Here is a 12,207-nt window from a genome sequence, read left to right as displayed (position 1 = left end):
CTCACGACTGCCGCCGGCAAAAGCGTTGGTGGGGCCTATGCACTCAGCGCGCTCGGCTCACTCCTCGTCGTCGCGGAGTTCGAGGTCGGCGACGATCTGGTACGGGTCCGTTCCCGTCCGAATCGAATCGAGGATGAAGAACGCCTCGTCGGGCGCGAGGAAGTGTCTCGTGATGCCGCGCCCCAGCGGCGTCGGCGAGAAGCCGTCGATGAACTCCCACTCCAGCAGCTTCCCGACCGCGTGCTTCGTCGGCACCTCGCCGATCATGCGGTCGTTGAGTCGTTTGGTCTTCTTGCCGGCGACGACGACGTTCGCCAGCGTCTCCTCGACGGCGGCCGCCTCGTCGTAGTGGGTCGCCACGTCCTCCATCTCGCCTTTTAAAAGCGTGAACGCAACCTCGTCTTCGGTGCGGTCCATCGAGTTATGGTAGACGCCGTCGGGCTCGACGAGGAGGTAGACGCGCCCGCGGTCGTGGTAGTCCGGCCGCCCGGCGCGCCCGAGCATCTGCGAGAACTCCTGAACCGAGAGCCACTCGATACCCATCGCCAGCGAGTCGAAGATCACCTGCGAGGCGGGGAAGTCGACCCCGGCGGCGAGCGCCGCCGTGGTGACGACCGCTGAGAGGTCCTGATTTCCGAACTGGCGCTCCACCTTCTTGCGGCGCTTGTAGTCCAGCCCGGCGTGGTACGGCGCGGAGTCGTACCGTATCTTCCGGCTGATCTCGTGACAGCGCCGCCGGGAGTTGGTGAAGATGATCGTCTGCCCGCGGTACCCCTTCGACGACTTCGTGTCGAACTCCCGCTTCACGAGCTTATCGGCGATCTGCGCCTTCTCGCGACTGTCCGCGAACGTGACGTGGCGCTCGATGGGGACGGGCCGCTCCTCGTACTCGATGAGCGTCGCCCGGAGGCTCTCGGCGAGCCATTCGGGGTTGCCGACGGTCGCGGAGAGGTAGACGAACTGCGTGCCGTCGTACCCCGAACGCGTCCGCATCCGCTCCTCGCTGTAGTACTTCAGTCGGGAGATGAGTCCGTCGAGGCGATGGCCGCGCTCGCCCTCCTTCAGGGTGTGGACCTCGTCGATGACGACGGTGCCGACGTCGCCCAGGTCCTTCCCGGTCCGGAGCGCGTGGTCGATACCCTCGTAGGTACCGACGATCACGTCGGCGTTAGGGTCGAAGCGGTTGCCGTCGTCGTTCACTCGCGAGGAACCGACCCGGATCGAGACGTTGAGCAGGTCGCCATAGCGTTCCTCGAAATCCTCGTGCTTCTGATTGGCGAGCGCGACGAGCGGGACCAGAAAGAGGAGCTTCCCGTCCCCCTTCAGCGCCCGGTCGATCCCGGTCAGCTCGCCGATCAGGGTCTTCCCGGTCGCGGTGGCGCTCACGACGAGTTGGTCGTTCCCGTCGAGGAGGCCGTTCCGCACGGAGAGGCTCTGGACCGGGAGCAGCTCCTCGAACCGTCCTTGGAGACGCGCGGAGAGCTCCGGGTGAAGGTCGAGGTCCTCGGTGCGCACAGGGCTCACGTCGTCGACGTTGGCAGAGACCTCGTCGTACTTGGTGAGGTCGGGGTCGAGCCCCCCCTGTAGGAGGTTGATGATCCGGTCCAAGTCGCCGGACTCGTACAGGAGTTCCTCCAGCCGCTCCTCGGCGGCGCCCGTGAACTCGCCTTTATACGATAGCTCCCGCTCTAACTCTCGCCGAGCGCAGTCGCGGCAGATCAGCTCGTCGTTGTGCTCGACCGCGCCCTCGCTCGTGATGGGGCCGTACCGGCCGTCGTTCGCACAGCGGCGACAGGTCCGGACGGCCATCGCTTCCAACTGGTACCCGTCGAGCATCGCCTCCAATCGCTCGCGGTTCGCCGGCGACGTCTGCTCGGAGATGCGGATACGGTCGGCCGCGCGGGCGAGGTCGACGAACTCGTCGGGCTGTCGAGGGTGGTCCTCGCCGTCGCGGATCACGCGGAATTTCCCCGGTCGCGGGCCCGCGGAGGTCTCTTTGAGTTCCAGCCGTCCGCGGAGCACGCGGTTCCCGCCTCGGTTCGCGACAACGGTGTAGTCGCTCCGCGCCTCGTGGAGGAACAGCGTCTCGACCTCGGCCAACTGCTGTGACACTGTCCGTCGGTACGCGAGGTAGGTATTTCAGGAGTTCGGCTCGCCGTGTGGCGACTGCGGATATTCTGGCTCGTCGCGCCGCGGATTCCGGCGCCCGTCCGCGCCGCGCGGCCGCACGGCTCACGGTCGTGAGAACCACGCCTCGAAAAGGATCGGGAGTCTACGAGACGAGGAGCTCTTCGCCACGCTCGACCGTGATCCGGCACGGCGGCGAGAGCTTGTTGTACGCGCGGCGGAACGCCTCCTTCACGACGGACGCCTGCTCGACGTCGCAGTAGGCGGTGAAGACGATGTCGTCCTTGTTGAGTCGCGCGGCCGTCCCGACCGGCTTGCCGAACGCCTGCCGCATCCCGTCGGAGACACGGTCCGCGCCGGCGCCGGTCGCCTGCTTGTTCTCTCGGATGACCTGGTGAGGGAACTTGCGGAGGGTCATCTTGTAGTTGCCCTCGCCGAGCTCCTTGATCAGGTGACGGTTCGCCGAGAGACGGGCGCTCTCCAGCGCGCCGTGGCGGATCTGGAGCTCCTCCTCGACACGGAGGCTGATCTCGACGGGGTAGTCGTCGGGCTCCGCCGACAGGTCGCCCATGTTGTGCTGGGCAATTTTCGAGCCGGGAATTCCGGTGATGTACTCGCGGCGAGTGTACGACGGCTTATCGATCGTCCGATACATAGAGGCGGGTTTGTCAGACATGGCTACTTGTCCGATGTAGCCCGTGCTGCGGCGATAAACCCTTCGATACCGTGGCGGCTCCGACGCTGTCGTCGGCGTCAGCGACCGTTATCCGGGTCGCTGTGCCCCTTCTCGGCCGTCGGTTCGAGCGCGACGTGGTCGAACCCTCGTTCTGCCAGTCGGTCGGCGGCCCGGTCCGTGACCGACGGCGCGACGAGGATGCCGCGAACGACGGGCGCACCGACGCCGTCCTCGCCATCGGAGTCCGTCCCGCCCAACTCCTCGCGGAGCGCCCGCACGTACCGCGCCAACTGGCCGACTGCGTCCGGTCCGACGCGGCGACGCTTCAGCTCCACGACGACCGGGTTGCCGTCGGCGTCGACGCCGAACACGTCCATCGGACCGGCGCTGGAGGGGCGCTCCGTCTCCCGCGGCTCGAATCCCGGCTCGACGAGCGCGGGACGTTCTAAGACCCGCGTTCGGAGGTCCTCCTCGCTGCCGTGGAGGGTGAGGTCGCGCCCGCCGGTGACCGCCATCGCGGAGAGCTGGTGGACCCGGTCGAAGCGGACGGTGAGCGTCTCGTCGGGGTCGGTCCGCGTCGAGCGCACTCGGAGCCGGCCCTCGCGGACCGCGGCGCGGTGCTCCGACCCCGGCGGCTGCCAGTTGACCGGCTTGCCTCCCTCGTCGGTGTGGACGAGGGCGGCGCCGTCGGGCTTCAACACGAGCAACCGGTCGCCGACGCCGAGGTCGGAGGCGGCGCGCCCCTCGTAGCTGACCGTGCAGCGGCCGAAGACCGTTATCAGGTCGCCGCGGTCGAAAGCGTCCTCAAGCTCCCAGAGGGCCTCGCGGTGGCTCGGGTCGTGGACGCTCGTGACTGTCACTGCGCGCTCATAGGCGGTCGCGGCTGAAAAAGGACGCGCGCTCGATTCGCGCTCGGTTCACGCTCAATTCGCAATCAATTCGCGCTCAACTCGCGGTCTCGCTCCGCGCCGCCCACAAGCCGATCGACCCGCCGTCGTCGAACCCGGCGGGCCGATCCGCTCCCGATCAGGTCCCGTGTTCCCAGCTGCCCATGTACTCGCGCTGTTCCTCGCTGAGCGCGTCGTGCTCGACCCCCTCCGCGTCGAGTTTGATCTCGGCGACTTCGCGGTCGAGTTCGTCGGGGACGTCGTGGACGCCCGGCCCGTACGCGTCGCCGTTCTCGGCCAGCTCTCGAACGCAGACCGCCTGCACGCCGAAGCTCTGGTCCATCACTTCGACCGGGTGGCCCAGCGAGATGGGGGCGGCGAGGTTGACGAGGCGCCCCTCGGCGAGCACGTTCAGGACGCGCCCGTCGTCCAGTTCGAACCCTTCCACGCCGGCGCGGACCTCGTAGCGGTCCACGGCGAGGTCGTCCAGGTCCTCGAGGTTCACCTCCACGTCGAAGTGGCCGGCGTTCGCGAGGAGGACGCCGTCCTGCATCTGCTCGAAGTGCTCGCGGGTGATCACGTCGCGGTTGCCCGTCGTCGTGATGAACACGTCGCCCTTCTCTGCGGCTTCGATCATCGGGAGCACCTCGTACCCTTCCATGTGGGCTTCGAGCGCCTTCCGCGGATCGACCTCGCAGACGATGACGTTCGCGTTCTGACCGGCCGCCTTCTTGGCGACGCCCTTCCCGCACTGCCCGTAGCCGCCGACGACGACGTTCTTGCCGGCCCACGAGAGATTCGTCGTCATCGCGATGGTCGCGAGCGACGACTCACCCGTGCCGTGGACGTTGTCGAACAGCTGTTTCATCGGCGTGTCGTTCACGGCGAAGACGGGGTATTTCAGCTCTCCGTCGGCGTCCATCGCGCGGAGGCGGTGGACGCCCGTGGTCGTCTCCTCGGCACCGCCGACGATGGTATCGATCAGGTCGGGGTACTCCTCGTGAACGAGTTTCACCATGTCCATCCCGTCGTCGACGGTGATGGTCGGCCCGTGAGCGATGCAGGCGTGCATCGCGTCGTAATACTCCTCGTCGTCGACGCCGCGGACCGCGTAGGAGGTGATCGACTCGTGGGTGTCGAGCGCGGCCGATACGTCGTCGTGCGTCGACAGCGGGTTACACCCGGTGATCGCGACCTCGGCGCCGCCGTCGGCCAGCAGTTCGACGAGGTTCGCCGTCTTCGCTTCGACGTGCATCGCCATCGCGATGGTCTCTCCGGCGAGCGGCTGCTCGGCGACGAACTCATCGCGCAGCGCGTTCAGAATCGGCATGTGCTGGAGCGCCCAGTCCATCTTCCGGCGCCCCTCCTCTCGGGCCGCTTCGACGTCCGAGAGATGCTTCGATACCGGCGGATACGCGGTTTCGCTCATACCTGTCGGTTCGCTCACGGCGCACTAAACCCTGCCGACACCGCGTCGTGTCGTGCTGCAGTGAAAATGCAGTGAAAAGAAAAAATTCCGTCGTTCGCGCGTCAGTTACCGCGTTGTCGATGTGTCAGCTATGGTTCCGAGGGGCGTCAGTTGCCCGGGCCGCCGCCGTTGTTGCCGCCACCGTTGTTACCGCCGCCGCTGTTACCGCCGCCGTTGTTGCCGCCACCGTTGTTACCGCCGCCGTTGTTGCCGTTGCCGGCATCGTCCGGTTTGCCCTTGTCGCCGTTGGTACCAACGTCGTCCGGCTTGCCCTTGTCGCTACTGTTGCCAGCGTGGTCCGGGGCGTTGCCGTTGCCGCCCGCGTTGCTTCCGTTCTTGGCGTTGTTGCCGTTACCCGCGTGGTCCGGGGCGTTGCCGGGGTTGTTCTCCGTCACGAACTCCGAGACAGCGGCGCCGATGCCGCCCTCACGGTCGCTGATCTGCTTGATAAAATCGCGGACGAGCTGTCCGAACGGCTGAGCTTCTGCGTCCTCGCCGCCCGTCGTCAGGTCGGCGGTCGTCGAGACGGTTTCGTTCTCGTACTCGGCGGTGACGTCGACCGTGACGTTATTCTCGGCAGCGTCGAGGGTGACGGTGCCGTTCTCGTCCGTCTCGTAGCCCCCCTCGCCGACGTAAGTGACGTTCTGCCCGTCGGCGGTGGTGACGTTCACCGAAGCGTTTGCGACCGCGGTGCCGTTATCGGTCACCGTGACGACCGGTTCGCCGCTGGTGTTCGACACGTCGAGTTCGAGAGTACCGGGCGCTTCGAGCAAGACGTTCTCGGCGGACGCGGTTTCGTTATCCGAGGTGGCGGTGACGTTCACCGTCACGTCCTCCTCGACTGCGGGGAGCGCGACCGTTCCGTTCTCGTCAGTCGTGTAGTCGCCCGCTCCGGCGTACGATTCGTTCGCCTCGTCGACCACGCTCACGTTCACCGAGGCGTTTGCGACCGCGGTTCCGTTTTCCGTCACCGAAACGACTGGCGCGTCGCCGGTGTCGTCGACACTCACTTCGAGGTGACCCTCGGCGGCCGCGACACCGGTCATCGCGCCGAGTGCGACGACCGCGATCAGTAGGATTGCTGTCGTGCGTTCTCTCATGTCCACCTGGGCACTCTCGCCCTTCCCATATAAATAGAGAGTTCGGTTAAGCCGGTTTAAACCGGATTTCATCCGACTTAGCGGAGCTGTATCGGTCGTTTCCGGTTTTGTCGTCAAACGGGCGGTAATCTGACCATATCGCCCCCGATCCGGGGGTCGAAGAGATCGGACCGCGGCTCGGCCGCGGTCTGGTTGCGCCCCGGTCGCGCTCCGACCGCGCTCGTTACTCACCGACGCGGTCGACGAGGTCGGCGGCGGCGGTCGCGGCGCGCTCTCGAACCGCATCGGCGTCGAGCGTGAGGACCTCGCGGTCGCGCATCAGCACCTCGCCGTCGCAGACGGTGTGCCGCACGTCGCTCCCGCGGGCCGCGTACGCGAGGTGGGAGACGGGGTCGTGAAGCGGGGTCAGGTGCGGGGCGTCGAGACCGACGACGGCGAGGTCGGCGGCCGCGCCCGGTTCGATCCGACCGCCGGGGAGGTTCAGAGCGTCCGCGCCGGCCGCGGTCGCCATCTCCACGACCGCCTCTGCGGGGACCGCCGCGGCGTCGTCCGCGGCGAGTTTCCCGATCATGGCGGCGTCGCGCATCTCGTCGAACACGTCGAGGTCGTTGTTCGAGGCCGCTCCGTCGGTGCCGAGCGCGACCGTGACGCCCGCGTCTCGGAGGCGCTGGACGGGGGCCATTCCGCTGGCGAGTTTCATATTCGAGGCCGGGCAGTGGACGATCGCAGTCCCCGCCTCGGCGAGACACTCTATCTCGGCGTCGTCGAGGTGGACGCCGTGCGCGAAGAAGTCCTCGGGGCCGAGCGCGTCGAGGTCGGCCGCGTACGCGATCGGTCGCTCGCCCCGCTCGTCGACGATGGGGTCAACCTCGTCGGTGGTCTCGTTCGCGTGCAGGTGGACCGGAACGCCTGCCTCGCGCGCCTCGGCGACGCCCTCGCGCAGGTACTCCTCGCCGACCGTCGTCAGCGAGTGCGGCATGAACGCGGTCCGCACTCGGCCGTCTGCGGCCCCGTCGAGGTCGCGAGCGACCGCGAGGCTCTCCTCGATGTCGGCGCGGGCGTCGGCCGCGTCCTTCCCGATCGTCACCACGCCGTGGCCGAGGCGCGCGCGTAGTCCGGCGCGGTCGACGACGTCGGCCACGCGGTCCATGGCGAAGTACATGTCCGCGAACGCCGTCGTCCCCGAGCGGATCATCTCCAGCGCGCCGAGTGCGGCGCCGGCCTCGATGTCGTCGTCGGTCAGTTCGGCCTCCGCCGGCCAGATGTCCTCCCGGAGCCACGCGTCGAGGGGCTTGTCGTCGGCGTACCCGCGGAGCAGCGTCATCGCGGCGTGGGTGTGCGCGTTGACGAGGCCGGGGATCACGAGCGATCCCGTCGCGTCGAGGGTCTCGGCCGCGCTCTCGCTCGGTTCGCCTCCCGCGGTCTCCTCGCCGACCGCGAGTATCGTCCCCGTCTCGCGGTCGACCGTCACGTCCGACTCGGTCACGGAGCCGTCCGGACGGAGCACCCGCCCACCGGTGACGCGAAGCGTGTTCATACGGACCGATCCCGGCCCCCGAACCAAACCGCTTCGGTTCCGTCGCGCGGTCGAGCGGGGCCTTCCGGCGGCGCTCGGCTCGGTCGCCCCCGATCCCGCGACGGGCTTAGGGCCCTCCGGCCCCTCTGTTCACGGGTGACCGTCGACGTTCACGCACACACGTCCTACTCCGACGGCTCCGGACTCCCGCTCATGGTCGACGCCGCCGAGGCGGCGGGACTCGACGCGGTCGGGTTCGCCGACCACTGCAGCCTGAGCGAGGCGTGGCGCGACGAGCGGCTGCTGTGGAACCGCAACTTCGACCGCACTTACGCGCGACGCCGGGAGGCGCTCGCGGTCGCCGCCGACCGCACCGACCTCACGCTCTACGATTCGGTCGAGATGGATTACGAGCCCGAACTGGAGGCCGCCATCGGGGAGTTCCTCGACGAGGCCGCCTTCGACTACTCGGTAGGCAGCGTCCACTACGTCGCCGGCAGGCAGGTGTTCCCGTTCGAGTCGTTCGACGACGCGAGCGACGCCGACCGCCGGGCGTTCGTCGACGACTACTACGACGCGGTCGTCTCCCTCGTGGAGTCGGAGCTGTTCGACGTGCTCGCGCATCCGGACCTCGTGGAGAACCACCCCGCGCTCCACGGACTCACCACCGCGACCCATCGGGAGCGGGTCGCGGCCGCCTGCGCCGACTCCCGGACCGTCCCGGAGATCAACGCCGGCCGCGCCGGTGACCGAGGGGAGTTCGACCTGTTTCACCCGACCGACCCCCTCTTACAGGCGTTTCGCGACCGCGGGGTCCGGTTCGTCCTCGGTACCGACTCGCACGACCCCGAGGATTTCGCCGACCGCGTCCCCAGACTGGAGCGCTACCTCGACGAGACGGGTATCGAACCGCTTCCCGTCGAAGCCCTCCTCGACGGGTCCGGCGGCGGGTCGTCGGCCGCTGCCGGCAAATCGCCGCCGCGGTCCGCGGAGGCCGGTCCGTCGGACCCCTCCGAAGCCTCTTAGGCCGGCGCCGCCGCAGTACGGACATGGCAACCGACGCCCAGCAGGCGTGTTTCGAGGCCGGGATAAAGTTCGGCTCGCTGTATCACCAATTCGCGGGGACGCCCGTCAGCCCGTCGAGCGCGCGCAGTCTGGAGGTTGCGATGGCCGAGTCGATCGAAAACCAGCCCTTCTGCGAGTCGGTGACGGTCACCATCCACGACGACCGGGTCGCCGATGCGATCGACCACGAAAACGGCTACACCGAGCTTACGGGATCGCTGATGGACGTCGAGATGCGGGTCGAACTCGAGGGCGTCACCGTTCACACGCAGATGACGATGACCGACGGCTACCCCCTGATGGAACTCGTATCCGTCGACGGCGCGTAATCTTCGCCTCCACGACGATGGTCCACCGACGACACAGCGACTCCGACGACAGAACCGGCTTCGACGACACCACCAACTACCTCTCTGCGGCGGTCTCGCGGTTCGTTCCGCGGTGGCTCGCGCGTCGCGCAATCGCCGTCGAGGTCAGCACCGACCGAACCGCGTACGATCCGGGCGACCCCGTCGAGATAACCGTTCGATTCACGAACCGGCTTCCGCTTCCCGTCGAAGTCGTCACCCCGACCCGGCGACCGTGGGGGTGGGCGATCGATGACGTTCTTGAAGGGACTGACGAGCGACGGTACGTCCGCGAGGAACCCGCGGCCGTCTCGTTCCGTGCAGGAGAGACAAAGACCGCGACCGTGACGTGGAACGGTCACTTCCGACGCGAGAACGCCGACGGACTCGACCGATCCGAAGTCGCCGGCAGCGGCGAGCACACCGTCTCCGCGTTCCTCTCTGTTGCCGACCGACGGGCGCACCACGAGGACACGGCGCAGATACGGGTCCGCTGACGGTCGTCCGTCCGCCGCTTGCACGCCGCGTTCGCTTGCCCTGTTCTTCCGCTTCGCTCGGTTACCCGCCCGCTTCAGTCGTTCATGCCGACCGCGTCGAGGTCGGTGGCCGCGCCCGTCGCGACCGCCGCTTCGCGAACCCGGTGGCAGGCGGCGTAGTGGCGGCCGTCCCCGTGCTCGGGTGCGACCTCGTACGCTGGGTTGTCGGTCGCACAGACGCTGGCGTCGGCGAACGACGTCGTGAGAAGCGCCTCCGCCTCGTTCCACTCTCCCTCCGCGATGTGGCTCAGCGCGTCCTCGAGCAGCGTGCCGGCGTCGCCGGCCGGGAGCGAGTCGAAGTACCGCCGTTGGACCTCTCGGCGGTCCGTCGTCTCGAACTCCCGCCGTTTCACGGCCCGCTGGAACTCGACGACGGCCGACCACTCGTCGTCGGTCATGTCGAACTCGTCCGGCTGAATCAACACGGGGCACCGCGTTCTGAACCGACAGCCGGAGGGCGGGTTGATCGGCGAGGGAACGTCCCCGGTCAGCAGGTTCGTCCGACCGTCGCTCCGCGGGTCGGGAACCGGAATCGCGTCGAGCAGTGCCTGCGTGTACGGGTGCTGCGGGTTCTCGAACAGCTCCTCCTTATCCGCGAGTTCGACCATCTGCCCGAGGTACATGACGGCGACGCGGTCGGAGATGTGCCGGATGACGCTCAGGTCGTGGGCGATGAACAGGTAGGTGAGGTTGAACTCGTCTTGGAGCTCCTGCATCGTGTTGAGCACCTGCGCCTGAATCGAGACGTCCAGCGCCGAGACGGGCTCGTCGCAGACGATGAAGTCGGGATTCACCGACAGCGCCCGTGCGAGGTTCACCCGCTGTCGCTGACCGCCGGAGAAGGCGTGCGGGTAGCGGTTGTAGTGTTGCGGGTCGAGCCCGACCTTCTCCAACAGCTCTTTCGCGCGGGCCTCGCGACCTTCCTCGTCCAGCATCCCGTGCGCCTGCATCGGCTCCTCGACGATGGGGCCGACCTTCATCCGGGGGTCCAGCGAAGACTGCGGGTCCTGGAAGATCATCTGCATGTCCTGCCGCTTCCGACGCAGCGGATCGCCGGAGATGGTCGCGAGGTCCTCGCCCTTGAAGTAGACGCTGCCGGACGTGGGCTCCAGCAACCGAAGCACCGTCCGAGCGAGCGTCGACTTCCCGCATCCAGACTCGCCGACGAGTCCGAGCGTCTCGCCCTTCTTGATGTCGAAGCTCACGTTCTCGACCGCCCGGACGTTCGACGGATCGCGCTCGACGAAGGGGAACTCCCGGTCGAGGGTCAGCCCGCCGAACAACCCCCCGTCGTTGTCGAAGTACTTGCACAGATCCCGGACCTCAAGGAGCGGCTCCTCGCCGTCGTGACGGGTTTCGGGAGCGCTCATTCGCTGTCCTCCGTTTCGGTCAACCCGGCGGAGAAGCCGCCGGTCGCCTCCGTTTCGATGGGACGGCTCTCTTCGTACCCGACGTCGAACGCGTCGTATTTCACGCACGCCGCGCTGTGCGTCTCTTCGCCCTCTTCGGCGAGGTTCCGGGGTTCGGGATGGACCTCGCGGCAGACCTCTCGCGCGTCGGGACAGCGCGAGTGGAACCGACAGCCGGAGGGCGGATCGATCGCCTCCGGCATCACTCCCTTGATCGGGTTCAACTCGTGGACGGTCCGGTCCGGCCGCGGCATCGAATCCAGCAGCGCCTGGGTGTACGGGTGTTTCGTCTCGTAGAACAGGTCGTCGACCTCGGCGTGTTCGATGATCTCGCCGAGGTACATGACGTTCACGCGGTCGCAGATCTCGGCGACGACGCTCATGTCGTGTGTCACCCAGATGAACGACGTCCCGTACTTCTGCTGTAGATCCCGCACCATCTCGAGGATCTGCCCCTCGACGGTGACGTCGAGCGCGGTCGTCGGCTCGTCGGCGATGATGAGGTCAGGCTGACACGCGAGCGCCATCGCGATCAGGACGCGCTGTCGCATCCCGCCGGAGAACTGGTGCGGGTACTCGTCGTATCGCGACTCCGGCGCGGGGATGCCGACCTCGCGCAGCATGTCTATTGCCTCCTCTTTGGCCTCCTCTTCCGAGAGGTCGCGGTTGATCTCGATGAACTCGCGGAGCTGTCCGCCGACGGTGAACACCGGGTTCAGCGACTCCATCGGGTCCTGGAAGATGATCGCGATCTCCCGGCCTCGGATCTGCTTGCGCATCTCCTCCTCGGAGAGCATGTCGTCGCGGGGTTGGGGGTCGCCGCCCGGCCCCTCTTCGAGGCCGAATATCGTCTCGCCCTTGAAGGTAATCTCGCCGCCGACGATCTCTCCGGGGCTGTCCACAAGGCGGAGCAGACTCGACGTGGCGACCGACTTTCCGGCGCCGGACTCGCCGACGAGGCCGACGATCTCGCCCTCGTAGACGTCGAAAGAGATGCCGTCGACCGCGCGGACGGTTCCGTCTTCGGTGAAAAACTGTGTCTTGAGATTCTCGACGCTAAGTAGTGGTTCGCTCAT

The 12,207-nt window shown here is 67.4% G+C and carries 11 protein-coding genes; 3 read left to right on the top strand and 8 right to left on the bottom strand.

Annotation, left to right across the window (positions count from 1 at the left end):
- Nucleotides 1–57: 57 nt before the first annotated feature.
- From ACNS84_RS12135 to ACNS84_RS12110, 6 genes are all read right to left on the bottom strand, one after another.
- On the bottom strand, nt 58–2,112 hold the full coding sequence (locus tag ACNS84_RS12135) for a DEAD/DEAH box helicase (protein WP_435075124.1): 2,055 nt from the start codon (nt 2,110–2,112) through the stop codon (nt 58–60).
- A gap of 160 nt (nt 2,113–2,272) precedes the next feature.
- Nucleotides 2,273–2,803 (bottom strand): 50S ribosomal protein L16, encoded by a 531-nt coding sequence (locus ACNS84_RS12130; RefSeq protein WP_435075123.1) that lies wholly within the window; start codon nt 2,801–2,803, stop codon nt 2,273–2,275.
- Nucleotides 2,804–2,880: 77 nt separating this feature from the next.
- On the bottom strand, nt 2,881–3,663 hold the full coding sequence (gene nucS, locus ACNS84_RS12125; protein WP_435075122.1) for an endonuclease NucS: 783 nt from the start codon (nt 3,661–3,663) through the stop codon (nt 2,881–2,883).
- Between the two features lie 166 nt (nt 3,664–3,829).
- Nucleotides 3,830–5,119 (bottom strand): adenosylhomocysteinase, encoded by a 1,290-nt coding sequence (locus ACNS84_RS12120; RefSeq protein WP_435075121.1) that lies wholly within the window; start codon nt 5,117–5,119, stop codon nt 3,830–3,832.
- Between the two features lie 146 nt (nt 5,120–5,265).
- Complete coding sequence (locus ACNS84_RS12115; protein ID WP_435075120.1) at nt 5,266–6,258, bottom strand: hypothetical protein; 993 nt, start codon at nt 6,256–6,258, stop codon at nt 5,266–5,268.
- Nucleotides 6,259–6,481: 223 nt separating this feature from the next.
- Entirely contained in the window at nt 6,482–7,795 is a 1,314-nt protein-coding gene (locus ACNS84_RS12110) for an amidohydrolase (RefSeq protein WP_435075119.1), read from the bottom strand.
- 135 nt (nt 7,796–7,930) lie between these two features.
- On the opposite strand from ACNS84_RS12110, the gene ACNS84_RS12105 reads away from it, so the two are divergent.
- Genes ACNS84_RS12105 through ACNS84_RS12095 form a run of 3 tightly spaced genes read left to right on the top strand, consistent with a single transcriptional unit; the run spans nt 7,931 to nt 9,683 of the window.
- Nucleotides 7,931–8,800: a PHP domain-containing protein gene (locus tag ACNS84_RS12105; protein WP_435075118.1), complete on the top strand. Its 870-nt coding sequence runs from the start codon at nt 7,931–7,933 to the stop codon at nt 8,798–8,800.
- A gap of 23 nt (nt 8,801–8,823) precedes the next feature.
- Complete coding sequence (locus ACNS84_RS12100) at nt 8,824–9,168, top strand: dihydroneopterin aldolase family protein (RefSeq protein ID WP_435075117.1); 345 nt, start codon at nt 8,824–8,826, stop codon at nt 9,166–9,168.
- Between the two features lie 17 nt (nt 9,169–9,185).
- Complete coding sequence (locus tag ACNS84_RS12095; protein WP_435075116.1) at nt 9,186–9,683, top strand: DUF7974 family protein; 498 nt, start codon at nt 9,186–9,188, stop codon at nt 9,681–9,683.
- Nucleotides 9,684–9,757: 74 nt separating this feature from the next.
- Here the strand turns inward: ACNS84_RS12095 and ACNS84_RS12090 are convergent, their stop codons facing one another.
- On the bottom strand, nt 9,758–11,092 hold the full coding sequence (locus ACNS84_RS12090; RefSeq protein ID WP_435075115.1) for an ABC transporter ATP-binding protein: 1,335 nt from the start codon (nt 11,090–11,092) through the stop codon (nt 9,758–9,760).
- Nucleotides 11,089–12,207: an ABC transporter ATP-binding protein gene (locus tag ACNS84_RS12085; protein WP_435075114.1), complete on the bottom strand. Its 1,119-nt coding sequence runs from the start codon at nt 12,205–12,207 to the stop codon at nt 11,089–11,091. Before ACNS84_RS12085 ends, ACNS84_RS12090 begins: the two co-directional genes overlap by 4 nt.

This window comes from Halorubrum wangae, assembly GCF_051194135.1.
Classification (GTDB): Archaea; Halobacteriota; Halobacteria; order Halobacteriales; family Haloferacaceae; genus Halorubrum.
This window is presented reverse-complemented; position numbering and strand designations above follow the sequence as displayed.

Coding starts and splice junctions, on each gene's coding strand:
- ACNS84_RS12130 (WP_435075123.1), bottom strand. CDS start 2,803: ATGTCTGACAAACCCGCCTCTATGTATCGGACGATCGATAAGCCGTCG.
- ACNS84_RS12120 (WP_435075121.1), bottom strand. CDS start 5,119: ATGAGCGAAACCGCGTATCCGCCGGTATCGAAGCATCTCTCGGACGTC.
- ACNS84_RS12115 (WP_435075120.1), bottom strand. CDS start 6,258: ATGAGAGAACGCACGACAGCAATCCTACTGATCGCGGTCGTCGCACTC.
- ACNS84_RS12110 (WP_435075119.1), bottom strand. CDS start 7,795: ATGAACACGCTTCGCGTCACCGGTGGGCGGGTGCTCCGTCCGGACGGC.
- ACNS84_RS12100 (WP_435075117.1), top strand. CDS start 8,824: ATGGCAACCGACGCCCAGCAGGCGTGTTTCGAGGCCGGGATAAAGTTC.
- ACNS84_RS12095 (WP_435075116.1), top strand. CDS start 9,186: ATGGTCCACCGACGACACAGCGACTCCGACGACAGAACCGGCTTCGAC.
- ACNS84_RS12090 (WP_435075115.1), bottom strand. CDS start 11,092: ATGAGCGCTCCCGAAACCCGTCACGACGGCGAGGAGCCGCTCCTTGAG.
- ACNS84_RS12085 (WP_435075114.1), bottom strand. CDS start 12,207: ATGAGCGAACCACTACTTAGCGTCGAGAATCTCAAGACACAGTTTTTC.